We start from the raw sequence: 26377 nt of genomic DNA, 5'->3' as shown, positions 1-26377 counted from the left end.
GTCTGCCCATGCCCAACAGCAAAGCATCTGGCCGGACACAGGCCGAAGGAAAGTGGGGAGCGTAAGGCCACAGCGCGGACGATGAATACCCTGACGCGAGAAAGAACCTCAGGCAGAGCACCGCGCTTTTTTTATCTGTGCCTGACGCCTCTGTAAGGAGTCAGCGGATACTCCGGGCCATTTCCAGCAGTCTGGGATAGGCATAGGAAAAGAAGTCCTGATAGCTTTCGCAATAGCTGTTCAGTCCCGGAGTCCTTCCGTCGGAGAGGAGGGTTCTGTCCCGGCGGCAGCCGTTCCGGCATAAGGGATACCAGCGGCATTCCTTGCATTTGTCGGGAACATTGCGGGATAAACTGACAAAATCCAGGTCTTCCCGGGCCTGATTCATTTTTTCAAAGGAATTGCTGCGGATATTGCCCAGCTTCCAGTCATCCAGGACATAAAAATCACAGGGATAGACGCTTCCGTCTGCCTCGATTACCCATTGCTCCGAACAGATACCCATCATATTGCAGGATTCCGGAGGATAATTGAGCAGCATTCCGACCCAGTTTTCAAAGGTACGGTTATATACCGGATGCCCGTCCTTCCAGTCCTGGTACCAATAGTCAAAAAGATCCTTCAGAAATTTCCCGTAACGGTCAGGGGTGAGGGAATAACTGAGACTGCCTTTGTTTTCTTCAAAAGGATCAATACAGGGTATGTACTGCTGATAAGTAAAGCCCTGTTCCCGGAAATACTGGTAAATCCGTTTAATCCGCTTGGAAGACTGCGCGGTTACAACGGTGAGAATATTGAATTCCACCTGATATTCCTGGAAAAGGCGGGCGGTTTCCATGACCCGGGCAAAGCTCCCGCTGTTATCAGGAAATTTCCGGTTTTCATCATGCAGCTGCTCGTACCCATCCAGAGATAAGCCCACCAGAAAATGATTGTCATGAAGAAAGCGTGCCCATTCCTCATCAATGACAATTCCATTGGTCTGGAGACTGTTATGGATTTCAATTCCTCTGTGATTGTGCTTTTTCTCAATTTCTATCAGAGCCCTGAAAAAATCCAGGCCGGCCAGGGTGGGTTCGCCTCCCTGAAAGGCAAAGGTCGCCGTATGAGTCACCTGATTCAGTGTTTTTTCCACGAGAATATCCAGAGTCTCTTCGGACATCATTCCATAGGTTTTTTCCTTACGGTTATTCATTTCATCCGCATAAAAGCAATAGCGGCAGCGGAGATTGCAGCTTCCGGACGCAGGTTTGATCAACAGGGTAATAGCTGGCTGTTTTGGCATGGTAATAGCTCCTCTCGATGTATATAAATTCAGGATATAACAAAATGGACGTCTTGGCAACCGTCTCCGAAGCTGCGGCACATCTCCATGAAGCGCAGGGCGTTTTCCGTCAGGTATTTATTCTTATGATAAATGATGGAAAAGCTTCGGTGCAGGGCGGGGGCATCGAAGGGAATCCGGGAGATAATCCCCTGGTTCAGGGCATCCGCAGCCAGCAGGCAGGGCAGGGCGGAAATGCCGATGTCCCTGCTCACAGCCCGTACAAGGGACTGCGTGCTCACACTTTCCCATACAATATTTATGGGCAGCTGGTTATAATTCATCAGATCCTCCGCGGCCTCCCTGCCGGCGCTCCCTTTTTCACGCAGGACAAAAGGACAGGCGGAAATATCCTTAAGTGTCACCTTGTTTTTCGTAAGGAGAGGGTGCCGGGGAGAACAGATAAAGCAGATACGATCCTCAAGAAAAGGCTCGCTGATGATGTTGGGATGCTGGGTATTGCCTTCAATCAGGGCGAAGTCCAGGCGGTTGTCCAGCACGGCGTCTTCGATAAAACCGGAATTATTTATGGTGACCTTGGGATTAACGCTAGGCAGCTCCCTGGTATATTGCTGAATGAGCGCGGGCAGGAGAAAATTACCGATCGTAACGCTGGAGCCGATCCGCAGGGTAGCGGACTGCTTCCAGGCAGGAATTTTTTCTTCCATTTCATCAAACAGAGATATGATATGCAGCGCATAGTCGTAGAGCTGTTCCCCCTGCTCCGTGATGAACAGACGTCTGGAAAACCGTTCAAACAAACGTATCTTGTAGTTCTCCTCCAGCTCACGTATCGCAAGGCTTACTGAAGGCTGTGCAAGGTGCAGCCGATCCGCTGCCCTAGTAATGCTCCGCTCCTGATATACAGCCACAAAAATCCGAAGATGACGCAGTGTCATAAATTCTGCCTCCCTGTGCTAATTCATAATAAAATGGTTATGTAATATATAATATAATACTATTTTACTTATATAACAAGTGGGGGTATACTTTACGGTGATGAATGAAATAAAACCGTATATAAAAGAGAAATAAGGATAAGAGGAGTTGGCATGGAAAAGAAAAGTAAGGTTTTGAGAAAATTATTTTTTTCCACCCTGTATCTGAGTACCTTTACCTTCGGGGGCGGATACGTAATTGTTACACTGATGAAAAATAAATTCGTGGATGAGCTCCACTGGATTGATGAGGAGGAAATGCTGGATCTCGTGGCAATTGCCCAGTCATCACCGGGAGCGATTGCTGTGAACGGGGCTATCGTGGTGGGCTACAAGCTGGCCGGTATTCCCGGGGTCCTGTGTTCCATTCTCGGGGCAATTCTGCCTCCCATGATCATTCTGTCCCTGATTTCCCTTTGCTACGATGCCTTTCGCACCAATCTGATCGTGGGCTCCATGCTGAAAGGGATGCAGTCCGGCGTTGCTGCGGTTATTGCGTCGGTTGTTTATGACATGGGAAGCAAGGTAGTGCAGGAAAAGGACTGGGTGAATATCGTGATTATGGGCATCAGCTTTATCGCCAGCTACTTCTTCAAGGTAAATGTGGTATTGATTATAGTTGTGGTCGCCTGTATCGGCGCGGTGCGTACTCTCATGAAAGAGAGAAAGGGGGTAAAGGCATGATTTACCTCCAGTTATTTTTGAGCTTTCTTCAGATAGGCGCTTTCAGCTTCGGAGGCGGGTACGCTGCCATGCCTCTTATTCAGAGCCAGGTAGTGGATCTGCATGGATGGCTGACGATGAAGGAATTCACGGATCTGGTCACGATTGCGGAGATGACGCCGGGGCCGATTGCGGTGAATTCGGCAACCTTTGTGGGGACACAGATTGCGGGACCTCTGGGCGCCGTTATCGCCACATTGGGTTGTATTCTTCCTTCCTGTATCTTTGTAACCGCCTTGGCCTATATCTATATGAAATACCGGAAAATGAGCATGCTGCAGGGAATTCTCGGCTCCCTCCGCCCTGCTGTTGTAGCCATGATCGCCAAGGCAGGGCTGACCATCCTGATCTCGGCGGTGTTCCTGAGCGGCGCTGTGAAATTTGCTGCGGGCAATGTATCCGTCCGTGCGGTGATCTGGTTTGTTATCGCCGTAGTCCTTCTGCGGAAAAAGAAAATGAATCCTATATTAGTCATGGTTTTATGCGGGGTGTTTGAAACGATATGTGTGCTGGTGATGAAATGGATATAAGGAACCTCTTTACCATAGGGGAAATGGGCGGGCTGTTCCGTATCAATATCCGGACGCTGCGCTATTATGATGAAATCGGCCTGCTGAAGCCGGAGGTTGTGGATGAAAGGACCGGGTACCGGTATTATTCCGCCAGACAGTTTGAGCGGATGAATACCATTAAATATCTGCGCACCCTGAATATGCCTCTGGACAAAATCAAGGCCTTTTTTGAGAACAGGGATACCTCCGTCATGGAACAGATTCTGGAGGAACAGCTGGAAGAAACGAGAGAGCAGCTTTCCAGGCTCCATTCCATTGAACGGAAGCTTTCCAACAGGCTGTTTCAGCTTCATTATGCCATGACCGCTCCATTGGAAAGGATTGAGCGGAAAACCTTTCCCGCCCGTCCTGCGGCTTTCCTGAAAAAAGAAATCTCTCAGGGGGAAAGCCTGGAATATCCTATCCGGGAACTGGAAAGAACCAGTCAGCTTCCTCCTGCCATGTTTCTGGGAAAGGTGGGAGTGTCCATCAGCAGGGAGGATTTGCTGAACGGCCGGTTTCATCACTTCTCCGGGATTTTCGTCCTTCTGGAAGGGGAGGATAATTACCGGGGGGAGCAGACATTACTTCCGGAAGGGGATTATCTTACCATCCTTTATGCCGGAACCCATCAGGATTCTGCCGCCTATTATAAACGGCTGCTGTCCTGTGCGCGGGAGCAGGGACTGGAATGCAGCGGGGATTCGGCAGAAATCACATGGATTGATTCCGGTTTTACGGATGATCAGGAAAAATATGTGACTGAGCTGCAGATTCCCGTTGTCAGCCGGACATCCGGCGGCTATACTGAAAGTATCGGAAAGGATTTCTGAAAAATCAGGTTAAAGGGGAAACAGAATGGAAAGAGGGAGTAGAGCTGACGGGAAAGAAGGCTGCGGCACGGCATGGATGCTCCGTTTCCGGGTACCGGACACGGAAGGCGTTTTCTTTTCCATGGAAGAAGAGGGAGAAAGGTTCCTCCTGGAATACAGGGAAGGAATCCTGAAAGCTGTTATCCGCTTCTCCGCAAGGCCGGAACCGGTAACGCTGGCCGGAATATGCAGGCCGGGAAATGAGGCTGTGCTTAATTTTACGGGCTTCAGGCTGGAACTGCTGACGGAAGGGGCCCTGGCGGATGAGGACTGGACGATTGGCCGGGTGGATATTGCCGGGATTTGCGGTCGGGGAAAGGGGCTGGAACTCAGGCCGGAATTGGGCAGGTGCCTGATAAGGGAGGAAAGGGAAGAATCGTTTACCGGGATACAGGGATGGAAACCCGAAGGGAAGAATGTCCATCTTGGGGACTGTATGCCTTTTTATCACGACGGAACCTTTCACCTGTTTTATTTATTTGATCGGAGAGGACACAAAAGCAAATGGGGGCTTGGCGCGCATCAGTGGGCGCATGTTGCTTCCCGGGATCTCGTTCACTGGACACAGTATCCGCTGGCGATCGGCATTGATGATGAGGCAGAAGGGTCAATCTGTACCGGATCGGTTATCTTTCATGAAGGGATTTATTATGCATTCTATGCGGTGCGGATGTGCGACGGCTCTCCGGCCAAGCTGACAGCGGCTCTGTCTCAGGATGGAATCCATTTCCAAAAGAGTCACAGAGTATTCGCCCTGCAGCCGCCCTATGACGGGGCATCGGCCAGGGATCCCAAAGTGATCCGGGACGAAAACGGAGTTTTCCATATGTTTGTAACCACCTCCCTTTTACAGGGAGAAGAGAGCAGAGGCTGTCTTGCGCATCTGATTTCCGGGGATCTTGTTTCCTGGGAGCCGGTGGAACCGCTCGTGGTACTGGATATCAGCGATCAGCCGGAATGCAGTGACTATTTCAGGCTGGGGAATTTATATTATCTGATATACAGTAATTTCGGGACGGCCAGGTATTTTTTCTCGGAAAATCCCTTCGGCCCGTGGCAGGCGCCGGATGAAAATGTGGTGGCGGAACATTCCTACAGGGTTCCTAAAGCGGCGGGATGGAAGAATGGAAGAATTTTATTCGCCGGTTTTTATGTGGACCCGGATGTGGATTATGGAGGAACGGTACGGTTTTATGAGGCTGCGGCAAGGAAAGACGGAAGCCTGGAATTCCTGCCGGTACCGGAAATGGTTGAGGAAAAATAGAAAAAAGTAAAAAGGTATTGACCCTCCAGTAACTGGAGGGTTTAATTTATTTTGGAAGTAAGTTATTACATAGTGGGGAGATAAAATTATGGAATCCAAGAAAAAGAAAGCGGAAAACAATCTGACAAAAGGGAGTGTAATCCGCGTATTATTCACCTTTTCCGTTCCATTCATCATCGCCAATATCATACAGGCACTGTATGGGGCGGTGGATTTGCTTGTCATCGGCAGATACTGCGGCCCGGAAAGCGTGGCAGCGGTTTCCACAGGAACCCAGGTTACCCAGATCATCACCAGCCTGATTACGGGTCTGACGCTGGGAAGCACGATATTGGTAGGAAAATATACGGGAATGGAAGAGGAAGAAGAGGTAAAAAAGACAATCGGGACAACGCTTACCATATTCGCCATTGCCGCAGTGATTCTTACGGTTCTTATGCTTCTGTTTACGGACAGGATTCTGTTTCTGCTGAAAACGCCGGAGGAATCCTTTGAACTGGCCGGAACCTATGTGCGTATCTGCAGCCTGGGCATTCTTTTTATCTGCGGCTATAATGCGATAAGCGCAATTCTGAGAGGTTATGGAGACTCCAGGCGTCCGATGCTGTTCATTGCCCTTTCCTGTGTCCTGAATATTGCAGGGGACTTCATACTGGTAAAGGGCGCCGGACTCGGCGTGGCGGGAGTTGCCCTGGCTACGATTGGCTCCCAAGCAGTAAGTATGGTGACGGCAATTATTTATTTAAACCGCAAGAAGTTTATTTTCACCTTCCGGCTGAAAAACTTCCGGATCGATCCGGCAAAAGCCAGAGAGCTTGCCTGGGTTGGCATCCCCATATCCCTTCAGGAATGTATGGTGCGTTTTTCCTTTCTGTATCTTACCAGTGTGACGAACCGGCTGGGAATCTATGCGGCCTCCGCAGTGGGAGTGGCGAGCAAATATGATGTATTTGCCATGCTGCCTGCAACTTCGGTAGCCAATGCACTGGCGGCTGTTACCGCCCAGAACTATGGGGCGGGAAAGCCGGAGAGGGCGAAGAAAAGCCTGGCGGCAGGCCTGCTTTTTGCGGTGGCGGCTTCCTCCCTTTTCTGGCTGTGGGCCCAGCTTTCCCCTCAGACGATGATAGGGTTATTTTCCTCAGATCCTGCGATCATTGAAGCCGGCATCCCTTTTTTCAGGACATGCAGCTATGATTATCTGGCTGTGAGCTTTGTGTTCTGTATGAACGGGTATCTTAACGGCAGATCGCAGACCATATTTACCATGATAAGCTGCTGCTTCGGGGCGTTGGCCCTGCGTATCCCCATAATCCATCTGGTGTATGCCAACTGGCCGGACAACCTGGCCCGGATCGGAGCGATCGCGCCGATGGTTTCCGGGTTTATGGCAGTTTATACCGCTGCCTATCTGTGCATACAGTTTTACCGGGAAAAACAGCGGATCCCGGACGCTTCCGGACAGCGCGGCATGAATTGAAAGAAACTTTCATTGAAAGAAACGCCATTGCAGAAATAATTGCAATGACGTTTCTTATCCTATATAATTAACTGTAAAATGTATATTCCGATGTGACCGGTGCAGTCCCGGGCAGTGATATCCCGACGGGGAAACAGCTTATTTAAGAATCAGCTCCACAACAGGCACCAGGCTGCTGGGCTTTACGGCAGGAAGATAGAGAATCAGGTCGCTGCTGTCCTCCGTTTCGTTCTTTGCAGAGAAATGGTCGATGGCGCCTTCTGTGAAAAGAAGCTCGCTTCCGTCATGAAGGAACTGGGCGTATTCCACCTTTCCGGCCATCCCGGGAAGACGAAGATGGGCGAATGGATAGGCAAACAGATGCAGGTACAGGCGGCTTCCGTCGGCGCTCTGGGTGTATCGGCAGTCTGCGGGAGCTGTGATTCCGGGCTCCGCCATGGTACAGCCATAGATAGAACGGCTGTTATATTTCATCCAGTCCGCATATACTTTCAGTGCATCCTCCGCGCGGGAATCCAGATAGCCTCTGGAGGTAGGGCCTACATTCATGAGCAGGTTGCCGCCGCAGGACACGGTATTTACCAGCATGCGGATGAGCATTTCCGGAGATTTCCAGGTCTGCTCGTCCCTGTAATAGCCCCAGGAGCCGGAAAAGGTCTGGCAGGCTTCCCATGTCACCAGTTCGCCTGTTTCAGGATGGGTAACCCATTTGACCGGCTGATACTGCTCAGGCGTCCACAGATCCTGTTCGATGTCGGTACGGTTGTCAATGATGATATCCGGCTGAAGGGAACGGGCGGTGGCAATAAGCTTTTCCGCTTCCCAGTCATTTTTCCCTTTGCCCTTCATCCATGACTGATCGCCTTCGCCGTCCTGGCCGTCATAGGAGAAATCGAACCAGAGAATGTCGATTTTACCATAATTGGTCAGCAGCTCAGTTACCTGGTTCCTCATGTACTCGGCATATTTGTGCATGTCGCGTCCCTCGTTCTGCTGCAGGGCATCCGCATCGTCCCTGCGGGGATGAAGCGTGTCGATGGGGAAATCCGGATGATGCCAGTCAATGAGCGAATAGTAGAATCCTACGCGCAGCCCTTCCGAGCGGAACGCCTCCACATATTCCTTGATGAGATCCTTGCCGCAGGGGGTGTTGGTAGATTTATAGTCCGTATACTTGCTGTCAAAAAGGCAGAAGCCCTCGTGATGCTTTGTGGTCATAACCACATACTTCATTCCGGCGGCCTTTGCCTGTTTCGCCCATTCCTTCGGGTCGTAAAGATCGGGATTGAAGTGTTTGAAGTAAAGATCATAATGCTCCTCTGAGATTTTTTCATTGGTTTTCACCCATTCATGGCGGGCAGGCATAGCATAAAGCCCGAAATGGATAAACATGCCGAACCGGTCATGGGTAAACCAGCTGGTATCTCCGGGAGTCTGGCGTGTAACATAACTTGTCATAATTCCTCCGTTCTGCCGTATCTGCGGCATTATCTTTTTTACCGCCTCATGTAAGTGCGGCAGGTTTATGGGTTTATTGTAGTGAAAAAAGGGGCGGAGGAACATGTAATAATAAGGAAAAAATATGGAGTTTTAAGTATGATTCTATCATCAAATCCAAGGCCGCTTCAGCTGTGGAAAACGCTCAGCCTGGAGGTGGCAGATTCCGGTCTGGCCCAGGTGGATAATACCTGGAATATGGAAAAGGTATGCTCTCCCTATTCCAGGGTCTATTTCATACCGGAAGGTTCCGGAACCCTCACCCTGCGCGGCAGGGAAATCGCTTTGCAGGAGGGGTATGTATATCTGATTCCGGCAGGCCTGCTGTATAATTACCGGTGTGATTCCCATATGGAGCAGCTTTATTTCCATGTAAATATTATCCAGGTGAACGGCATGGATCTTTTCTTCGGCTGTGAAGAGGTGTACGAGAGGAAAGTATCTGGTCAGTACCTGGAAAAGGTGCTTGCGCTTTACCGTTCCCAGCGCATGGGGGATTCTTTCTGCCTTCAGGGGATTCTGTGGGAGGAACTGGGCTTCTTTACCAGGATGGCCGGCGTTCAGGAAACGCGGACCAGAATCTATTCAGAGATGGTGGAGCAGTTTTTTTTGCTCGCACAAAATCCGGTCAGCGCTAAAAACCATATCCGCAGCATGGCCGATCGGCTGCATGTTTCGGAAAGCACGCTCTCCAAAAAATTCCGGGCGGAAACGGGTATGTATCCGGGAGGCTATCTGGAACAGCTGGTTATCCAGAAGGCCTGCCGCCTTCTCCTGCAGGAGGACAGAAGCATTGCGCAGATAGCGGAAGAACTGGAGTTTTCCGACCAGTTTTATTTTGCCAAGTATTTTAAACGGCTGATGCAGATGCCTCCCAGTATTTACCGGAGGAAGATGCGCGGCAGCTGAAAAAAAGACAGGAATGACAGACAGAATGGAGAAGGAAAATGATGAATATAATTTTTGAACTGATATGGTACTTTTTTATTTATTCCTTTATCGGCTGGTGTGCGGAAATCGCATATGCCGCGGTAAAGCATAAGAAATTCATGAACAGGGGGTTTTTAAACGGACCTCTCTGTCCAGTATATGGCATCGGTATGGTGCTGATCCTTGTCTTCTTCAGTTCTCTGAAGGGAAATTTCTTTTTCCTGGCCCTGGGCTGTTCCGTTATGGCTGCCGTGGTGGAATTCTTTACGGGAGCCCTGATGGAGAAGGTATTCAAGTGCAAATGGTGGGATTATACAGGCTATAAGCATAATTTAGGAGGATACATATGCCCGCAGTTTTCGGCTCTGTGGGGAATCGGGGCAGCGCTGATCATCACCTTCGTCCATCCATTTTTGGCACCGCTTATTTCCATGATACCGACCTTTATTGTCAGGCTTCTTGGCATAATCCTCCTTGTGATCACCACAGGGGATTTCCTGTCGGTGGCCGGAGCCATCCTGCAGCTGAGGAAAACTGCCCGTATTGAAGAAATAGCAGCGGGAATGCAGGAGGTTTCAGACCGGCTGGGGAACGCTATTTTCCGTGGAATCCAAAAAGGTATGACCAGGGCTTTCCCCAATCTGGAAAAAGATGGGGAAAACGCGTTGGCGGCAAGGTTCCGGAAAAAGGAGAGGAAAGAAAGCCTTGTATTCGCAGAAGGCTGCAGTTTCCACAAACTGGTATGGCTTTTTTTTATCGGCGCATTTCTGGGGGATATTACGGAAACCATATTCTGCCGTCTCACTTCAGGAGTATGGATGAGCCGCAGCAGTGTGCTGTACGGCCCTTTCAGTATTGTCTGGGGAATCGGCGTGGTAGTGCTTACCATGATGCTGCATAAATACCGTGACAGGGATGACAGATATATCTTTATTTTCGGCACGGTGGTGGGCGGTGCCTATGAATATGTATGCAGTGTTTTCACGGAAATGGTGTTTGGCACGGTGTTCTGGGATTACAGCAAAATCCCCTTTAATCTGGGAGGAAGGATTAATTTGCTTTACTGCTTTTTCTGGGGACTCGCTTCCGTGCTTTGGATTAAAAATGTATATCCTTTTCTGTCCCGCTGGATTGAAAAGGTTCCTGAAAAGGTCGGAAAAATATTGAGCTGGGTATTTCTTGTGTTCATGGCAGTTAACATTGTGCTGTCAGGGATGGCATTGGCCCGTTACAGCGACAGATACGGCGGAAAGCCTGCGGAAAACAGTGTGGATAGCTTCCTGGATTCCCATTATCCGGATGAACGGATGGAACGTGTTTACCCCAATGCCATCATAAAAGAATAGCTATGCCGTCAGGGAATCAGGGCTGACGGCAGAAAACTTCTCTTCGGTCGGCATAAATGCCGGGCTGACAGGCAGGATCGTTTATGAGGTCATGGTTTTCCTCTGGATCCGTATACATATGATACAGTTCATCGGGGCCATAGGGGGCCCGGAGGCGGCGGTGCATTTCATAGTATATTTGAGTGGGCATCCATTGATTATATGGAAAAAATTATTAATCACATTATGTAGTAATGAATGATTTATAATAGAGTGATGTATGGAAGGTTGGGTTATGGAAGAAAAAGATAAAGAATACTCGATATTGCAAAATTTTTGTTATTGTATAAAGGCAACTATTCAAAATTACCCAAAGTTATTAGTTCTCTGCGTTAGTTTAATTGTGATTAATGCAGCGATTCCTGTAATAACGACATTTCTTCCTAAAGTTGTAATTGATGAAATAGTTAATCAGAAACCTTTAGAGCATTTAATGTTTGCGACAGGGCTTTTTTTAGGAACTATTATTATAATGACTTCGTTGCAGAAATATATAGACAGATTGATTTATTGGCATAAGTATAAAATGAATACGTATTTTCTGAAGATGGTAACAAATAAATCATTAAGAACAGACTATTGTAATCAAGAGGACGAACATTTTAGAAATCTTCAGAGTGAAAGTTTTGCTAGTTGCAATGGTAATTTTTCATATTATGCCCGGATTTATGATACTTCAGTTGGATTTATGGCAAACTTACTCGGTTTTGTGACCTTTTTTTATGTTTTGATAAGGTTGAATATAATAATAGTATTTTTTTTGGTGATTTCTACATTAGCTAGTTATTTTATGAATAAAAGAATAATAAAGTGGGAAAAAGTTAATAATGAGGAAAAAATTAGTTATACTCAAAAATTACAGTATATTACGAAGGTGTCTGGAGAAATTAAAGCCGCAAAAGATATTAGATTATATAATATGATTGCTTGGTTAAATAGTGTATATCGCGTGAATATGGAAGGTGTAAATTCATGGTATAAAAAGTATGCTTCTAAAATATTTAAAGTTTCGATATGCGATTGTTCGTTTTCTCTTGTGAGAGAAGGTGTTACATATTTCTATTTGTTATATCTTGTTTTACAAGGGACACTGACGGTAGCTGATTTTGTATTATATTTTAATGTCATTGTTGGATTTTCAGCATGGTTGAATAGCTTGCTAGGACAAGTTAATACAATAAACAGATTAAATGTGTCTATAAATAGGTTTAGAACGTTTGTAGAATATCCGGAAAAGTATTGCAGAAATTCGGGAGAAAAGATACATGATTTTTTAAAGCCACGTACTATTGAACTGAAAAATGTTAGTTATCAATATAGTGGTGAAGATAGCAAAGTAATCGATGATTTAAGTTTAACTATTAATCCAGGGCAGCATTTGGCTGTAGTAGGTTTAAATGGAGCGGGAAAAACAACACTTGTAAAGCTTATATGTGGATTAATAGATCCCACAGAAGGTCAAGTTCTGTATGATGGAAAAGATTTAAAAGAGTTGGATAGGGATGAAGTGTATAAGGCGTTTGGAGTTGTTTTTCAGCAATATTCTATTCTACCCGTAACAATAGCAGAGATTGTGGCAGAGAATATTAGAGAAAATGTAAATGTCGATAGAGTAAAAAAATGTTTAGAACAAGCTGGATTGATGGAGAAGATAAATTCGCTTAAATATGGTTTAGATACAAAATATGATAAAACAATATGGGAAGATGGTATTGATTTATCGGGAGGGGAAAAGCAAAAATTATTATTAGCAAGAGCATTATATAAAAATTCGCCGATAGTTATTTTGGATGAACCAACGGCTGCATTGGATCCTATTTCAGAACAAAATATGTATGAATTATACAATGGAGTTATGGATTCGAAATCGTCTATTTTTATTTCACACAGATTGGCCTCTACACGATTTTGTAGTCACATTATATTGTTAGAAAATGGAAAAATTATAGAATGCGGAACGCATGATCAATTGTTGAGCCTTCATGGGAAATATTATGAATTATTCGAAACCCAAGCAAAACATTATAGAGAAGAAAAGGTAGATGAATATGAGCATTCGTGATCGTTTAAAAATAACCAGGCGAGGATATAGTATTTTGAGAGAATATTGTCCTGGTCTTATTGAAACTAAAATCTTGTTTTCATTGATTGAATCGGGGTCTCCCTTTATAAATATATGGTTTTCGGCAAAAATAATAAATGAAATTGCAAATTTACGACGAATCAAAGTTCTTGGTATATATGTGATTTTTACGATACTTATTAATTTGATTTTTTCGATTATAAAAAGTGTTGTTGACCGTGTGAGTAGTGCTAAAGAAGCTAGTATGTGGGATTGCTTCTCAAAGATATTTTGTGATAAGCAAATGAGTGTTGAATATGAAGTTTTGGAAAAAGCTAGTTATCAACAACAAAAGCAAAAAGCTGAGGAAAACTTATTTATGTTTGGAAATGGCCTGGGTCAGTTGGTGTGGAATACGCCTGGACTGATAAGGGTATTTGTAGGTATTTTTGCTTCGATTGCATTATCGATATCTTTGTTTACTAGCAAATGCAATAATAATATACTTAATTCAAAATTATGGATTTTAGTAATCGTGGCTATGATTGTTTTTGAAGGCTGGATTCATGATAAATATAAAAACAGAGAACAGAAGGTTTTTAATGATTGGAGCGATGGAACAGTTTGGTTTAACAGGACATTTGCATTCTATGGTCAAGAATTAGATTTAGATTTGCAGAGGGCAAAAGATGTTAGAATTTATAGACAAGACATTATTGCGCTTAATAAAATTGATAAAATGATAGCACATAACATAAAAGATGATAGTTATATTTCAAAAATGAGTTTATATCAAGGTATTAGTTCTTTTTGGGCAGAAATAATTAATTCTCTATGCTACATCTTTGTTGTGTTAAAAACTTTTTATGGTGCATTTCCAGTAGGAAATATGGTTCAGTATATTAGTTCATTAAAAAGATTAACAGAGAGCTTTGGTGAGCTAACATTATCAATTGCAGAAAATAAGATTTATTGTGAACATCTAAAAAAACTATTTGAATATCTTGATATTGATGCTAGTAATGAAAATAATGTAGATATTTTAGAAAATGTTGTTGAAAAGGAAATCTGTATAGAATTTAAGAATGTTTCATTCAAGTATCCTGGAAGTGATACGTATGTTTTAAGAAACATTAATGCGGAATTCCATAGCGGAAAACGATATGCGATAGTAGGAATGAATGGGTCAGGAAAGACTACGTTTGTTAAGTTGTTGTGCAGATTGTATGCTCCAACAGAGGGAGCAATTTATATAAACGGGATTGACGTTAAAAGAATTGATTACAAAGAGTATCTTAAGAATTTGGCGGTTGTATTTCAAGATTTTCAACTTTTTTCATTCGGCGTTGGACAAAATGTTTCTGTAAATACAGATTATGATAAATTGAAAGTTGAGCAGTGCCTAATGAAAGCTGGGGTATATGATAGAGTTAGTAAGATGTCAGATAAATTAGAAACATGTTTATATAGGGATTTCTCAGAGAATGGCGTTGAGATATCTGGAGGTGAGGCACAAAAAATAGCATTAGCAAGAGCATTATATAAAGAAGCATCAGTAATGATTTTGGATGAGCCGACAGCTGCTTTGGATCCGATAGCTGAGGAAGAAGTTTATACAAAGTTCAGTGAAATTAGAAGTGAAGGATTGACAATTTATATTAGTCATAGATTGTCATCATGCAAATTCTGTGATTCTGTCAATGTATTTGATTGTGGTACTATTGTTCAAAAAGGAACTCACGATGAATTAGTAGCAAATAAACAGGGAAAGTATTATGAATTATGGAATGCGCAAGCTCAGTACTATCGAAATTCTTCCAGATAGGAGAGTGCCTTATCGGTAATTACATTGGTGATATATTGGCTTGAAAAGGTTACTTTTCCGTTTGCCTTCAGGAGATCCGTATCGGTGTTGCCTGCACAGCCCATGGCCCAGGCGCCCTGATCATCCGTGAGTATAAAAAGAATATTTGGTTTTTTATGTTCCATACATGGAAATCCTTTCTTTCAGAGTCTGGTACATATGCAGCAGACAGGAAGCCGCATAGCTTCCTGTCTGCTTTTTCAGGGAAGGGTAAAAGGATTATTTTCCAAGCTGTGTCGCGATTTCTTCAAGCAGAGTATTCACGCCATTGTCTTCCAGCGAGCGGTTATAGCGGATTCATTGTACTCCATAAACAAATCCATGATATTTTCCAAGCCTGACTGGCACAGCGACGCATACTGGCACCATGCTTTCGGCCCGGCGCCCACAAGGAACGTGAATTATTCCATAAAAGAGGAACCGCAGCTCTGGGACAGCTTTGTGGACTATACCCACCGCCAGCTGGAGGAACTGGGAACCCGGTATGGGAAAATAGACTGTCTGTGGCTGGACGGCGGATGGGTGAATAAGGATAATCTGGAGCAGGATATCCGTCTGGGAGAAATTGTGGAAAAACTCCGGAAAGGACCCCAGCCTCATCTTATTGTCTGTGATCGGACTGTCGGCGGTATTTATGAAAACATTGTAACCCCGGAAAAACAGGTGCCTGAGGAACCGCTTTTTATCCCATGGGAAACCTGTACCACTGTCGGCGAAAAGTTTTCCTTCCATTATACGGATACGTTCAAGTCAGGCAGGGAACTGGTGTACCTGCTCCTGGATGTGGTATCCAAAGGCGGCAATCTGGCTTTAAACCTTGCGCCCCAGCCGGACGGCGAGCTTCCCGGACGGGCAGTGGCCTCTCTGAGAGACATGGGCAGATGGCTCCGGATGCATGGAGAGGGCATCTATGAAACCGTTATTGCAGAGCCCTTTTTTGAAAGAAATATTAAATATACAAAAAAAGGAAAGACCATATATGCCTTTTATTTATATGAAGATTATGCCAGACTTCCGCTCCGCGTTCATCTTACGGTACCGGATAAAATCAGCAGGGTACGGCTGATGCGTACCGGACAGGATATCCCTTTTGAACAGAAAGAAAATAAAATTATCCTGGATACGGAAACAGCAGACAGAAACACCGCATTTTATGCGGACTGCTTTATCCTGGAATAAAGCTGTATCAAACTCCCAACATAAATGCATCCTTCGAAGCACATACTAAATGTGTCGGAGGATGTATTTTTTTGCTGAAAAAATTGAAAAAAGAACTCTAACAATATCATTTTATGCAACAGAAAGGAGTTTTACTATGGATAAAAACGGTAATAGTCTCGCCATAGCCAGTGTCCCCTGTCAGAAGTGGAAATCCACCTATGATCCCCAGACCGCATTAAAAAAGGGAACGGTATTTCCGGAATTAAATATGCCTTTTTTCAAGGCGGATGACTCGGATGAGATTCCGTCCGGAAAGGGAAGCGCAGATGGAAAGAACCCGGAGCAGGAGGAGAGAGAAGCGCTTATGGCCAAAATCGACGAAGCCGGCTTTGTGGTAAATGATCTTACACTGTATCTGGACACCCATAAAGAGGATGAAGAAGCGCTCCGTATGTTTGAGGAATATGCGAACCGAAAGGTTATGCTGATGAAGGAATTTGCTGAGAAATTCTATCCTTTGTCCCAGAACTGTATGGTTCTGTGCGGAAAAGAAATGAAAACATTCAGCTGGACAGATGGTCCGGCGCCTTGGGAAGGAGCGTGTATCTAAATGTGGGTATATGAAAAAAGACTGCAGTTTCCGGTAAAAATTACAAAAACCTGTCCTAAGACGGCACAGATGATTATCAGCCAGTACGGAGGCCCGGACGGTGAGCTTTCCGCATCCATGCGGTATCTGGCCCAGCGTTATTCCATGCCTGTGAAGGAAGTGGGAGGACTGCTGACAGATATAGGAACAGAGGAGCTGGCTCATATGGAAATTATCTGTGCCATGGTTTACCAGCTGACAAAGCATCTGACAATAGAGCAGGCTAAGGAAGCCGGTTTTGACGCGTATTATATTGACCATACTACAGCGCTGTGGCCCCAGGCCGCGGCAGGCCTGCCCTTTACGGCGGTTGAATTCCAGTCCAAGGGAGACGCCATCGCCGATTTGACAGAGGATTTGGCAGCCGAGCAGAAGGCAAGGACAGTTTATGATAACCTGCTTCGTATGATAACGGAGCCTGAAGTAAGGGAACCGCTTAAGTTCCTGCGTACCAGGGAAATTGTCCATTTCCAGAGATTCGGAGAAGCGCTGGAAAAGACGAAGGATAAGCTGGACTCCAACAATTTTTATTATTTCAACCCGGAATTTGACAAGGAAATGAAAGACAAAGATAAGTTCACCATGTAAGCAACAGCTATGGGATAAGACGGTAAGGGCGGCCATTCATTGGATGCCTTTGCCGTTTTTTCTTGCTTGAAACGCTTACCTCCTCATGATATAATTGCGGAGATAAATTGCGTGAATCTTTTCTCAAAATTATCTGACAGAAGGATCCGTATCTTTCATCAATGTCATTTGACAGCAGGATCAGGAAAGGGGGATATCTTATGGTACCAAGTCTCGCAAGGATGTCTGTTATAATCAAGTCTCAGCATGAAACCTCCGTTATGACGGGAAATTATGAAATGGCCTATATATGCGGCCTGCTGTGCAGGCTGACAGGAACCGTGCCGCCTTCTCTGGAGACACCCGTTCAGCTTCAGGAAGATATGATGAAGCTTCTGGAGAATTACAGCCCGGAAGATGACAGAGAAAAAGTTGTGATTAAAATGCTTAAGTTTTATAAGCCCGACGGCTTACTGGATGATCAGGTCAGGGAGCTGTACCGGATGGGACTGGAAGAGAAAACTCCATGGAAAAGATAAAATAACAGGAGATAAACATGCCGAAGAAGAAAATATTGCTGCTCACCACAGGGGGGACCATTGCTTCCCATAAAACAGAATACGGGCTTGCCCCGGCGCTTACCGCGGAAGAAATCTTGGATTTCCTTCCCTCCATGAGCAGTATCTGTCATCTGGAGGCCAGGAATCTCTTCAGTATCGACAGCACCAATATGACCAGCGCCCACTGGATGCAGATCGCCGGAGCCATTGAGGAGAGCTTTTCCGGCTATGACGGCTTTGTCATCCTTCATGGAACGGATACTATGGCCTATACGGCGGCAGCCCTGTCTTACCTGATTCAGAATTCACCCAAGCCCATTGTTCTCACAGGCTCCCAGCGCCCTCTGGAAATGGAAATATCGGATGCCCGCATGAATTTGCGCGACAGCATTGTCTATGCGCTGGATGAAGCTTCCGTCGGTGTCAGCGTGGTATTCGGGGGAAAGGTGATAGCGGGAACCAGGGCAAAAAAGGTGAAGACCATGAGCTACAATGCCTTTGCCAGCATCAATTATCCCGAGCTGGCGGTCATGCGTGATGAGCATCTGGTCCGTTATATCGAACAGAAGCCCTTCTGTGAACCGCTCGCTTTTTACCATGAGCTGAATTCCCGCGTATTCCTTCTGAAGCTTACGCCGGGAATGTCTCCGCTTATTTTGAAGGATATCTTCAGCCAGTATGACGGGATTATTGTGGAAAGCTTTGGCGTGGGCGGGATCCCCGACAGCCTAATCCATGAATTCGTCCGGCTGATGAAAGAATATGGGACCGGAAAGGCCGTGGTGATGACAACACAGGTAACCTATGAAGGCAGCAATATCGGCGTTTATGAGGTAGGCAAGAGAGTGCAGGAGCAGTTTCCTTTGCTGGAGGCCTATGATATGAACCTGGAAGCCGTATTTACCAAGCTGATGTGGATTCTGGGACAGAAGCCCGCAGGTTTCGAAGAGGTCAGGAACCTGTTTTACAAAACAATCAATTATGATTTTTTTATGTGAATATTTTCCAAATGTCCTTCATATACTTTTTAATAAGAATAAGGTATAACAGGAGGACAACCATGCCAAGAGGAAGAAAAAACAAATCTCTGGACGAAAAAATCCAGGATACACAGCAGAGCATCTACAACCTGGAGGTCAGGACACAGGAGCTTTATGAGGAATTGGAAGAGCTTCTGAAGCAAAAGAAAAATGAAGAGCTTGAAAAATTGTCGGAAGCTCTCGAAGAAGCCGGGGTTTCTGTGGATGAAGTCTTAGCGCAGCTGAAATCAGATGACCAGGAAAATATCGCCTGAATTGAGTGAAAGAGAATAAGAAGAGAAAGAGCAGGAGCGGCCCCATGCGACAGCAGCATGAGGATGGTTCCTGTTTTTTTATAAAAATTTAAGAATTTGAATCCATGAAAAGGAAAGAAAGAATTGCACGAAAGCTTTTTAAACCATATAATAGAAATAACGCACTAAGAAAGGAGGGACGAAAATGAGTGTATTTGGAAATATTATATGGTTTATATGCGGCGGTTTCTTCAGCGCACTGAGCTGGCTGCTGGCCGGTATTTTGTGGAGTATAACGATTATAGGGCTGCCCGTTGGAAAACAGTGTTTTAAATTTGCTGCTTTGGCCGCCTGCCCTTTTGGAAAGGAAATTGTTTACGGCGGAGGCGCCGGTTCGCTGATTCTGAATATTTTCTGGATGATTTTGACGGGAATCCCTATGGCTCTGGAATCTTTAGTGATGGGAGTCCTGCTTTGTATAACCATTATTGGTATACCATTTGGTCTGCAGCATTTTAAAATGGCTAAGCTTGCTTTGATGCCTTTTGGCTCGCAGATAATCTATACGTAAGGAACGAGGGGATTTTGATGGAACAACAAATGAATGAAAATGGAATAAAGAAGAAATTTAATCTGGCGGCGCTGTTTGCTCCGACGGATATGACGGAGGGATCGCCGGGAAAACGGATTGTCGCATTTGCAATACCTATGCTGATAGGCAATATTGCCCAGCAGCTGTATAACACGGTGGACAGCATTGTTGTGGGGCGTTATGTGGGAGATAATGCGCTGGCGGCCGTAGGAAGCGCGAGTCCGATTCTGAATCTGCTGCTGGTATTGTTCGTGGGTATTTCCGTAGGGGCGAGTATCATGGTTTCCCAGTATTTCGGGGCAAAGCAGAGAGAGGAACTGTCCGGCTCCATCGGATGCAGCATTACGCTGACAGCCATTTCTTCCGTAATTATCATGATACTGGCGCCGCTGGTGGTCAGGCCGCTGCTGAGGCTTCTGAATACGCCGGACAGCATTATGGACTGGTGTGCCTCCTATCTGATAATCCTCTTTGTGGGAATCGCAGGTATGTCTTATTATAATATTCTCAGCGGCATCCTCCGCGGTCTGGGAGATTCCGTTTCTGCTCTGGTTTATCTTCTTGTTGCCACCGTACTGAACATTATACTGGATATTCTGTTTGTGGCCGTTTTTGATATGGGAGTGGCGGGCGTGGCCCTGGCAACAGCCATCGCGCAGGCGGTATCAGCCGTTATGTGTATTTTTAAGCTGGCAAGGATGAAGGATATTTTTGATCTGAAGCTGCATTATCTGAAGCCGGAAAAGAAGCATTCGGCAGATATGATTCGTCTAGGCCTTCCTTCCGGATTCACACAGGCTATTTTTTCCATGGCCATGATAATCGTACAGTCCCTGACCAACAGCTTCGGGGAAATGTTCATCGCTGCGAATGTTATTATCATGCGTGTGGACGGCTTTGCCATGATGCCGAACTTTTCCTTCGGCACGGCAATGACTACATATGCCGGACAGAATGTGGGAGCCAGAAAATATGACAGGGTGGAAAAGGGAGCCAGGGAAGGAACCATCATTGCGGCTGTCATATCCGCCGTTATTACTTCCCTGATATTGATTTTCGGAAAATATCTGATGGGTATTTTTACGGAAACAAAAGAACTTGTGGAATTGAGCATGCACCTCATGCAGATACTGGCCGTAGGATATATTGCCATGGCCGTAACCCAGTGTCTGTCAGGCGTTATGAGAGGCGCGGGAGACACCATGACACCCATGTGGATATCCCTGATAACTACAGTGGCGATTCGTGTCCCTCTCGCATACGGGATCGCCTGGATGACAAGAACGCCGGAGCTTCCCAACGGAAGGAATGAATGTGTATTCATTTCCCTGCTGTGTTCCTGGGTGCTGGGCGCTGTTATGACCTATTTCTTTTACAGAAAGGGCGCCTGGAAAAAGAAAGCGCTGGAAAGCTAAAAGTTTTATAGGTATAGGAATACAAAAAATGCTGCTCATTTATCCTGAGCAGCATTTTTGCATGACGTTAAGCCTTATTTTATTTTGCCTGAGAGAATTAATCATCCTCAGCTTCCGTGTTTTTAGGTTTGGGAGCCATATAAGTGGAATTCCCTACATAATCCGTACTCACTTCCTTGCCGTCCTGATAAGTGGTGAAGTATGTTTTAGCGGAAAGGCTTCCTGTATTCTTTGCCCAGAGCTTGAAGCTGCGTCCGTTTAAATCATGATCCCATACCAGGACATTAATGATGAGTTTTTTCCCTTCCGTGTATGCCTGCAGTATAACAGGAGCGGAATAGTTGTTGCGGAAACGTAAGTCCTTGGAGCCGGAAGAGATGGCTGCGTCCAGACCCAGCGGCAGATAATGTACGGGCATACTGTGGGGATGGCGTTCCAGAACCACCAGACCGGCATTCTTCACCGCGTTATAGGTCGTGGAGGATACCTGACAGATACCGCCTCCGATGGCCATGACTGTTTCACCGTTCAGATAAGCGCCCGCTTCCCGGTAGCCGTTGGCAGAGGTCCGGGGAAGGATGGCAGTGCTGACGGAAACTTCCTGGCCTGGCATGATGATCATGTTATTCAGATGTTCCGCCGCCACCTTGATGTTGTTGATCCGGTTGGAGGAGCTTCCGGAAAAGCTGGTGGTACAGCTTCCTGCCAGCACGAAATCCGGGCTGTAGGTCAGGACACCCTCATTTACAACAGATGTGAGATAACCGGAGGAAAGCTCTAAAGTAAGAGGCTGGGGGCTTCCTGCGGCAAACTGCTGCTGAAGCGAGGTTATCAGCCAGTTTTTTACATTGGCGTTAAGCTGATAATAGGTTTGTCCGGAATTATAGATGTAGCTTCCCGTTCCGGTATCAAATACAGGGCTGTCACTCTGGAATATCTGTGTCTTGAGCTGCTCGTTAATCGCGTTTAGAAATACATCGATAACCTCTGTTTCTCCCAGTATGCACTGAGGGATCCCGGTATCGTTGGAGAGGAAGACAGGATAGTCCTTCATGGTATTGATGCCCATGGCCCAGACCTGGCCGTCCAAAGTCAGGATAATGTTCTGGTTCATCCATCCTGCGTCGATATAACGGCTGTCTGAAATTGTAGTTGTAATGCCTCCCGCCGGAAGTGCCTCGGCAGCTGAAACCATAATGGGCATGGCTGCAGCAGCGGATACCGGTGCGGCAAGAAGCAAACATATCAGTAGTAGTGGTTTCCATTGATGTCTTTTCATAACTGAATACCGTCCTTTCGCAAATACACCAATTCTCTGGGAATTGATCTTTAATAGAATATCATACATGAATCAAATTTCCAATAAAAAAAACACTTTTTATAAAAATATGGAAATGAAACGGACAAACGGTTATGATAGAGAAGGAAAACCAAATGCTGACGGAGGCCTATATGTATAAAATTCTGATTGTTGAAGATGACAGTACCATAACGGCAGTTTTGAAGCGTACCCTGGAAAAATGGGGGTATGAGGCAGAGACAATTTCAGATTTCGGCCGGGTGGGGGAAGAATTCATCCGCTGTTCTCCGGATTTGGTGCTGCTCGATATCTCACTGCCTTTTTTTGATGGCTATTACTGGTGTCAGGAATTCAGGAAGACAAGCCAGGTTCCGATTATTTTTATTTCCTCGGCTTCGGATGATATGAATCTGGTGATGGCGGTAAATATGGGAGCCGATGATTTCCTCTCAAAACCCTTCAAGCTGGAAGTGGTGCTCGCCAAAATACAGGCTCTGCTGCGCAGGACCTATACCTTTGGAACCCGCAGGGATGTGCTCCGGGCGGGAGACGTGATCCTTTCCCTTAACGATGCGGTGCTGAGCTATCATGACTGCAGGCTGGAACTGACTAAGAATGAGTTCCGTATACTAAGCATATTGATGGAAAAGCGGGGGACGGTTGTCTCCAGAGATGAAATGATACGGAATTTATGGGAGAATGAATCCTTTATTGATGACAATACCCTGACGGTAAATATGACCAGGCTGAGGAAGAAGCTGGAAGAAATAGGGCTGAAGGATTTTATAGAAACAAAAAAAGGGCTCGGTTATCTTCTTTCAGATAAGCCGGAATGAGAGCGGGTTATGAAGAATAGTAAAAAGTATGGATTGGATTATTTACGGGAGCAGAAGGGGTACCTGCTGTATCTGCTCATTTATGTCTTCCTTTTGTTCGTCTGGTGGCTGTGTGATCTGCCGTGGCAGCCCATAGCCTATTTATTTCTGCTGCTGACGGTTTTTGCATCCATTCAGCTTCTGTATGGCCTGCGGGGATATATCCGCAGGAGAGAGCTTCTTGAAATGTATACGAGGCAGGCCGCAGAGGGTGTCTTTGCGGCGGAAGAGGAAAAAGAGGGCCTTGAGGGAGACTGGTATGGACTGGTTAAGGCCTGGCATGAGGAATATGAGCGGCAGAAAGATCAAAACCAGGAAGAAAAAGAACAGAACGGTAAATATTATACCCTTTGGTCCCATCAGATCAAAACGCCCATCGCCGCTATGAATCTGCTTCTCCAGGAGGAAGAGCCGGATCTGAAATCCCTGAAGCAGGAGTTGTGGAAGGCAGAGCAGTATGTGGACATGGCGCTGCAGTATCAGCGCCTGGATCGAAGCGGGAGGGACTTGGTCTTAAAAGAATATCCTCTGGAAACGCTTGTAAAAAAAGCGGTAAAAAATATGGCTTCTGTTTTTATTTACAATAAGACAGGGATTCAGATAGAAGCTATGCCCGGGAATGTACTGACAGACGAAAAATGGTTCCTGTTCGTACTGGAGCAGGTGCTCGGCAATGCGGTGAAATATACGGCGGGCAGGGAAAACGGAAAAATCCGGATATACTCCGGCCGCACGGATAAGGGAGAAACCGTTATTGTGGAGGATAACGGAATCGGGATCCGAAGGGAAGATATTCCCAGGGTGTTTGAATGGGGCTATACCGGTTATAACGGAAGGCGGGAAAAGAGATCTACGGGAATAGGGCTGTTCTTATGCCGGCAGGCCATGGATATGCTGGGACAGTCCATTGAGATAGAGTCGGAGGAAGGAAAAGGAACCAGGGTCATCCTGGGAGTATCCAGGAAAAAATTTGATATGGAATAATTGGAAGGGATTCATTCAAAAAAATAATTGACATTCCGGCCACCTGTGCATATAATATAACACAATACTCTTTGCACTGCATACAAATCTACAGTACAAACTGAGCAGGCTGTGTTTTCTGCCGGCGTATGTATTTCAGGCCGGAAAGGATCCATGGATAGCCGGGCCGTTTTGACGGCAGCAGATGGAGCTTACATCTGTGGGACAGTATTTTTACGCTGTTCCGCAGGTGTTTTTTTATACCCTGAGGAACATGTAAACGAAAATATTGTATGGGTCATGGAGTTATCTTACCAATAAGGAGGTAACTTTTATGAAACAAATGATCAGAGGAAACAAGGATATCAGCGAAGAAACCAGAATTGCCATGAAGGTATCCGTGATCAGCATCGTCATCAACCTGCTTTTGTCGCTGCTGAAACTGGCGGCGGGGCTTATTGCCAAATCAGAAGCCATGGTATCGGACGCGGTTCATTCCGCTTCCGATGTGTTCAGCACCTTTATTGTCATGATTGGGGTGGCTGTTTCCGGGAAAAAATCGGATTCCGGGCATCCGTATGGGCATGAACGCATGGAGTGCGTGGCCTCCATTGTTCTGGCAATTATTCTTGCGGCGACAGGAATCGGAATCGGCGCGTCGGGAATCGGGAAAATAATGTCGGGAGATCCCGCAGCGCTCCAGGTCCCGGGAAAGCTGGCGCTGGCAGCCGCTGTTTTATCCATACTTGTGAAAGAGTGGATGTACTGGTATACAAGGGCTGCCGCTAAAAAAATCAATTCCGGCGCTCTCATGGCGGATGCATGGCACCATCGTTCTGACGCGCTGTCCTCCATAGGAGCCTTTGCCGGCATTCTGGGCGCCAGGCTTGGATTTCCCGTACTGGATCCGATAGCCGGCCTGCTCATCTGCCTGTGTATTGAAAAAGCAGCTCTGGATATCTTCCGGGATGCGGCGGCGAAAATGGTTGACAAGGCCTGTCCCGATGAGACAGAGGATAAAATGAAAAAAGTAATTCTCGCTCAGAATGGCGTGCAGCGGGTGGATATGTTGAAAACCAGGCTGTTTGGCTCCAAAATCTATGTGGACGTGGAGATTTCCATGGACGGTTCCAAGCCTCTGGTGGAAACACACCAGACCGCAGAGGAGGTACACAGCGCCATTGAGAGGGAATTCCCGGAGGTTAAGCACTGTATGGTCCATACCAATCCCATGTAAACAGTCTGCAGACCTTACACAAATGTAAGGTTGGACATGAAAATGTAAGCCGGATCGATGGCATCTTTTTTCCTGCTTTCTTATAATGAAAAGCGTAACAGCCAATAAAGATAAGGCAGAATGGAGGATAAAGATGGCACTGTTAGAAGTAAAACATCTGAAAAAAACATATACGACCCGGTTCGGCGGGACAAAGGTGGAAGCCCTTAAGGACGTGGAATTTTCTGTGGAAAAGGGCGAATATGTGGCGATTATGGGGGAATCCGGTTCCGGAAAAACAACCCTGCTGAATATTCTGGCGGCGCTGGACAGACCCACCGGCGGTAAGGTGCTGCTTGACGGAAAGGATATGGCGGCGGTGCCCGACAGCCGGATGGCGGCTTACCGCAGGGATAACCTTGGTTTCGTTTTCCAGGATTTTAATCTTCTGGATACTTTTTCCCTGAAGGACAATATATATCTGCCCATGGTCCTGGCAAGAAAGAATTATAAGGAAATGGAGGAACGGCTGAACCCGCTGGCCCGGAAGCTGGAAATCGATGAGCTGCTGGAAAAATATCCGTATGAAGTATCCGGCGGTCAAAAGCAGAGGGCGGCCGTTGCCAGGGCGTTGATTACCAATCCCAGAATCCTTCTTGCAGATGAGCCCACCGGTGCGCTGGATTCCCGTGCGGCAGACGGACTGCTGCGGATATTTGAAGAGATCAACCTGAGCGGTCAGACTGTTTTCATGGTAACCCACAGTATCCGTGCGGCGAGCCATGCAGGACGCGTGCTCTTCATTAAGGACGGAATTATATTCCACCAGCTTTACAGAGGCGATTGCTCCAACGAGGAAATGTACCAGAAAATATCGGATACCCTTACCGTCCTTGCTACGGGCAGAGAGGAGGCATGA

Annotated in this window: 26 protein-coding genes and 1 riboswitch; of the genes, 21 read left to right on the top strand and 5 right to left on the bottom strand. The window is 46.1% G+C overall.

Features of this window, described 5'->3' with window-relative positions:
• Positions 1-160 precede the first annotated feature (160 nt).
• Together BLA28_RS15395 and BLA28_RS15390 are read right to left on the bottom strand one after the other, a co-directional pair.
• The gene (locus BLA28_RS15395; RefSeq protein ID WP_069158076.1) at positions 161-1285 is read right to left on the bottom strand and encodes an anaerobic sulfatase maturase; all 1125 of its coding nucleotides are present in this window, start codon (positions 1283-1285) and stop codon (positions 161-163) included.
• Between the two features lie 29 nt (positions 1286-1314).
• Positions 1315-2223, bottom strand: a complete 909-nt coding sequence (locus tag BLA28_RS15390; protein WP_069158075.1) for a LysR family transcriptional regulator — start codon at positions 2221-2223, stop codon at positions 1315-1317.
• A gap of 153 nt (positions 2224-2376) precedes the next feature.
• Between BLA28_RS15390 and BLA28_RS15385 the strand changes: the two genes are divergently transcribed.
• From BLA28_RS15385 to BLA28_RS15365, 5 genes are all read left to right on the top strand, one after another.
• On the top strand, positions 2377-2946 hold the full coding sequence (locus BLA28_RS15385) for a chromate transporter (protein ID WP_069158074.1): 570 nt from the start codon (positions 2377-2379) through the stop codon (positions 2944-2946).
• Positions 2943-3515 (top strand): chromate transporter, encoded by a 573-nt coding sequence (locus BLA28_RS15380; RefSeq protein WP_009252571.1) that lies wholly within the window; start codon positions 2943-2945, stop codon positions 3513-3515. The genes BLA28_RS15385 and BLA28_RS15380 overlap by 4 nt, the downstream gene beginning before the upstream one ends.
• A complete protein-coding gene (locus tag BLA28_RS15375; RefSeq protein ID WP_069158618.1) occupies positions 3512-4369 on the top strand; it encodes a MerR family transcriptional regulator in 858 nt (285 codons plus the stop codon). The genes BLA28_RS15380 and BLA28_RS15375 overlap by 4 nt, the downstream gene beginning before the upstream one ends.
• A 25-nt stretch (positions 4370-4394) precedes the next feature.
• Complete coding sequence (locus tag BLA28_RS15370) at positions 4395-5672, top strand: glycoside hydrolase family protein (RefSeq protein ID WP_069158073.1); 1278 nt, start codon at positions 4395-4397, stop codon at positions 5670-5672.
• Between the two features lie 88 nt (positions 5673-5760).
• On the top strand, positions 5761-7149 hold the full coding sequence (locus tag BLA28_RS15365) for an MATE family efflux transporter (RefSeq protein ID WP_069158072.1): 1389 nt from the start codon (positions 5761-5763) through the stop codon (positions 7147-7149).
• 138 nt (positions 7150-7287) lie between these two features.
• Here BLA28_RS15365 and BLA28_RS15360 read toward each other — a convergent pair whose 3' ends face one another.
• Positions 7288-8607, bottom strand: coding sequence for an alpha-L-fucosidase (locus tag BLA28_RS15360; protein ID WP_089979996.1), 1320 nt, complete (start codon positions 8605-8607; stop codon positions 7288-7290).
• Between the two features lie 138 nt (positions 8608-8745).
• Here BLA28_RS15360 and BLA28_RS15355 point away from each other — a divergent pair, with 138 nt between their 5' ends.
• From BLA28_RS15355 to BLA28_RS15340, 4 genes are all read left to right on the top strand, one after another.
• On the top strand, positions 8746-9555 hold the full coding sequence (locus BLA28_RS15355; RefSeq protein ID WP_133304860.1) for an AraC family transcriptional regulator: 810 nt from the start codon (positions 8746-8748) through the stop codon (positions 9553-9555).
• Between the two features lie 38 nt (positions 9556-9593).
• Positions 9594-10922: a putative ABC transporter permease gene (locus tag BLA28_RS15350; protein ID WP_071699254.1), complete on the top strand. Its 1329-nt coding sequence runs from the start codon at positions 9594-9596 to the stop codon at positions 10920-10922.
• 274 nt (positions 10923-11196) lie between these two features.
• The gene (locus tag BLA28_RS15345) at positions 11197-13023 is read left to right on the top strand and encodes an ABC transporter ATP-binding protein (protein ID WP_069158070.1); all 1827 of its coding nucleotides are present in this window, start codon (positions 11197-11199) and stop codon (positions 13021-13023) included.
• The gene (locus tag BLA28_RS15340; RefSeq protein ID WP_069158069.1) at positions 13010-14848 is read left to right on the top strand and encodes an ABC transporter ATP-binding protein; all 1839 of its coding nucleotides are present in this window, start codon (positions 13010-13012) and stop codon (positions 14846-14848) included. Before BLA28_RS15345 ends, BLA28_RS15340 begins: the two co-directional genes overlap by 14 nt.
• Here the strand turns inward: BLA28_RS15340 and BLA28_RS15335 are convergent.
• A complete protein-coding gene (locus BLA28_RS15335; protein WP_069158068.1) occupies positions 14827-15012 on the bottom strand; it encodes a hypothetical protein in 186 nt (61 codons plus the stop codon). The genes BLA28_RS15340 and BLA28_RS15335 overlap by 22 nt on opposite strands.
• Positions 15013-15046: 34 nt before the next feature.
• Here BLA28_RS15335 and BLA28_RS15330 point away from each other — a divergent pair, with 34 nt between their 5' ends.
• The 8 genes from BLA28_RS15330 (at position 15047) to BLA28_RS15290 (ending at position 21104) form a co-directional block, all read left to right on the top strand.
• Positions 15047-16066, top strand: a complete 1020-nt coding sequence (locus BLA28_RS15330) for an alpha-L-fucosidase (RefSeq protein ID WP_242880616.1) — start codon at positions 15047-15049, stop codon at positions 16064-16066.
• Positions 16067-16202: 136 nt separating this feature from the next.
• Positions 16203-16658, top strand: coding sequence for a spore coat protein CotJB (locus BLA28_RS33185; RefSeq protein WP_009252590.1), 456 nt, complete (start codon positions 16203-16205; stop codon positions 16656-16658).
• Positions 16659-17285 carry a manganese catalase family protein gene (locus BLA28_RS15315; protein WP_069158067.1) on the top strand — a complete coding sequence of 209 codons (627 nt, stop codon included), beginning with the start codon at positions 16659-16661 and terminating at the stop codon, positions 17283-17285.
• Positions 17286-17485: 200 nt separating this feature from the next.
• Entirely contained in the window at positions 17486-17803 is a 318-nt protein-coding gene (locus BLA28_RS15310; protein ID WP_009252592.1) for a DUF3837 domain-containing protein, read from the top strand.
• Between the two features lie 17 nt (positions 17804-17820).
• On the top strand, positions 17821-18822 hold the full coding sequence (locus BLA28_RS15305; protein ID WP_009252593.1) for an asparaginase: 1002 nt from the start codon (positions 17821-17823) through the stop codon (positions 18820-18822).
• A gap of 62 nt (positions 18823-18884) precedes the next feature.
• Entirely contained in the window at positions 18885-19118 is a 234-nt protein-coding gene (locus tag BLA28_RS15300) for a hypothetical protein (protein WP_009252594.1), read from the top strand.
• 184 nt (positions 19119-19302) lie between these two features.
• Positions 19303-19668, top strand: coding sequence for a YccF domain-containing protein (locus BLA28_RS15295; RefSeq protein WP_009252595.1), 366 nt, complete (start codon positions 19303-19305; stop codon positions 19666-19668).
• A gap of 17 nt (positions 19669-19685) precedes the next feature.
• Positions 19686-21104, top strand: a complete 1419-nt coding sequence (locus tag BLA28_RS15290; protein ID WP_242878260.1) for an MATE family efflux transporter — start codon at positions 19686-19688, stop codon at positions 21102-21104.
• Positions 21105-21201: 97 nt separating this feature from the next.
• On the opposite strand, the gene BLA28_RS15285 is transcribed toward BLA28_RS15290, so the two are convergent.
• Entirely contained in the window at positions 21202-22383 is a 1182-nt protein-coding gene (locus tag BLA28_RS15285) for a VanW family protein (protein ID WP_165870564.1), read from the bottom strand.
• 173 nt (positions 22384-22556) lie between these two features.
• On the opposite strand from BLA28_RS15285, the gene BLA28_RS15280 reads away from it, so the two are divergent.
• From BLA28_RS15280 to BLA28_RS15265, 4 genes are all read left to right on the top strand, one after another.
• Complete coding sequence (locus BLA28_RS15280) at positions 22557-23240, top strand: response regulator transcription factor (RefSeq protein ID WP_025484133.1); 684 nt, start codon at positions 22557-22559, stop codon at positions 23238-23240.
• 9 nt (positions 23241-23249) lie between these two features.
• Positions 23250-24263, top strand: a complete 1014-nt coding sequence (locus BLA28_RS15275) for a sensor histidine kinase (RefSeq protein WP_069158065.1) — start codon at positions 23250-23252, stop codon at positions 24261-24263.
• Between the two features lie 90 nt (positions 24264-24353).
• Positions 24354-24473: riboswitch (NiCo riboswitch) on the top strand.
• 103 nt (positions 24474-24576) lie between these two features.
• Positions 24577-25479 (top strand): cation diffusion facilitator family transporter, encoded by a 903-nt coding sequence (locus BLA28_RS15270; protein WP_069158064.1) that lies wholly within the window; start codon positions 24577-24579, stop codon positions 25477-25479.
• A gap of 133 nt (positions 25480-25612) precedes the next feature.
• Complete coding sequence (locus BLA28_RS15265) at positions 25613-26377, top strand: ABC transporter ATP-binding protein (RefSeq protein ID WP_009252601.1); 765 nt, start codon at positions 25613-25615, stop codon at positions 26375-26377.

It is taken from the genome of Eisenbergiella tayi (assembly GCF_001881565.1).
Classification (GTDB): Bacteria; Bacillota; Clostridia; order Lachnospirales; family Lachnospiraceae; genus Eisenbergiella; species Eisenbergiella tayi.
This window is presented reverse-complemented; position numbering and strand designations above follow the sequence as displayed.

Coding starts and splice junctions, on each gene's coding strand:
- BLA28_RS15340 (WP_069158069.1), top strand. CDS start 13,010: ATGAGCATTCGTGATCGTTTAAAAATAACCAGGCGAGGATATAGTATT.
- BLA28_RS15390 (WP_069158075.1), bottom strand. CDS start 2,223: ATGACACTGCGTCATCTTCGGATTTTTGTGGCTGTATATCAGGAGCGG.
- BLA28_RS15295 (WP_009252595.1), top strand. CDS start 19,303: ATGAGTGTATTTGGAAATATTATATGGTTTATATGCGGCGGTTTCTTC.
- BLA28_RS15285 (WP_165870564.1), bottom strand. CDS start 22,383: ATGAAAAGACATCAATGGAAACCACTACTACTGATATGTTTGCTTCTT.
- BLA28_RS15380 (WP_009252571.1), top strand. CDS start 2,943: ATGATTTACCTCCAGTTATTTTTGAGCTTTCTTCAGATAGGCGCTTTC.
- BLA28_RS15350 (WP_071699254.1), top strand. CDS start 9,594: ATGATGAATATAATTTTTGAACTGATATGGTACTTTTTTATTTATTCC.
- BLA28_RS33185 (WP_009252590.1), top strand. CDS start 16,203: ATGGATAAAAACGGTAATAGTCTCGCCATAGCCAGTGTCCCCTGTCAG.
- BLA28_RS15300 (WP_009252594.1), top strand. CDS start 18,885: ATGCCAAGAGGAAGAAAAAACAAATCTCTGGACGAAAAAATCCAGGAT.
- BLA28_RS15355 (WP_133304860.1), top strand. CDS start 8,746: ATGATTCTATCATCAAATCCAAGGCCGCTTCAGCTGTGGAAAACGCTC.
- BLA28_RS15345 (WP_069158070.1), top strand. CDS start 11,197: ATGGAAGAAAAAGATAAAGAATACTCGATATTGCAAAATTTTTGTTAT.
- BLA28_RS15280 (WP_025484133.1), top strand. CDS start 22,557: ATGTATAAAATTCTGATTGTTGAAGATGACAGTACCATAACGGCAGTT.
- BLA28_RS15315 (WP_069158067.1), top strand. CDS start 16,659: ATGTGGGTATATGAAAAAAGACTGCAGTTTCCGGTAAAAATTACAAAA.
- BLA28_RS15310 (WP_009252592.1), top strand. CDS start 17,486: ATGGTACCAAGTCTCGCAAGGATGTCTGTTATAATCAAGTCTCAGCAT.
- BLA28_RS15265 (WP_009252601.1), top strand. CDS start 25,613: ATGGCACTGTTAGAAGTAAAACATCTGAAAAAAACATATACGACCCGG.
- BLA28_RS15370 (WP_069158073.1), top strand. CDS start 4,395: ATGGAAAGAGGGAGTAGAGCTGACGGGAAAGAAGGCTGCGGCACGGCA.
- BLA28_RS15395 (WP_069158076.1), bottom strand. CDS start 1,285: ATGCCAAAACAGCCAGCTATTACCCTGTTGATCAAACCTGCGTCCGGA.
- BLA28_RS15305 (WP_009252593.1), top strand. CDS start 17,821: ATGCCGAAGAAGAAAATATTGCTGCTCACCACAGGGGGGACCATTGCT.
- BLA28_RS15270 (WP_069158064.1), top strand. CDS start 24,577: ATGAAACAAATGATCAGAGGAAACAAGGATATCAGCGAAGAAACCAGA.
- BLA28_RS15275 (WP_069158065.1), top strand. CDS start 23,250: ATGAAGAATAGTAAAAAGTATGGATTGGATTATTTACGGGAGCAGAAG.
- BLA28_RS15385 (WP_069158074.1), top strand. CDS start 2,377: ATGGAAAAGAAAAGTAAGGTTTTGAGAAAATTATTTTTTTCCACCCTG.
- BLA28_RS15330 (WP_242880616.1), top strand. CDS start 15,047: ATGCAGCAGACAGGAAGCCGCATAGCTTCCTGTCTGCTTTTTCAGGGA.
- BLA28_RS15290 (WP_242878260.1), top strand. CDS start 19,686: ATGGAACAACAAATGAATGAAAATGGAATAAAGAAGAAATTTAATCTG.
- BLA28_RS15365 (WP_069158072.1), top strand. CDS start 5,761: ATGGAATCCAAGAAAAAGAAAGCGGAAAACAATCTGACAAAAGGGAGT.
- BLA28_RS15335 (WP_069158068.1), bottom strand. CDS start 15,012: ATGGAACATAAAAAACCAAATATTCTTTTTATACTCACGGATGATCAG.
- BLA28_RS15360 (WP_089979996.1), bottom strand. CDS start 8,607: ATGACAAGTTATGTTACACGCCAGACTCCCGGAGATACCAGCTGGTTT.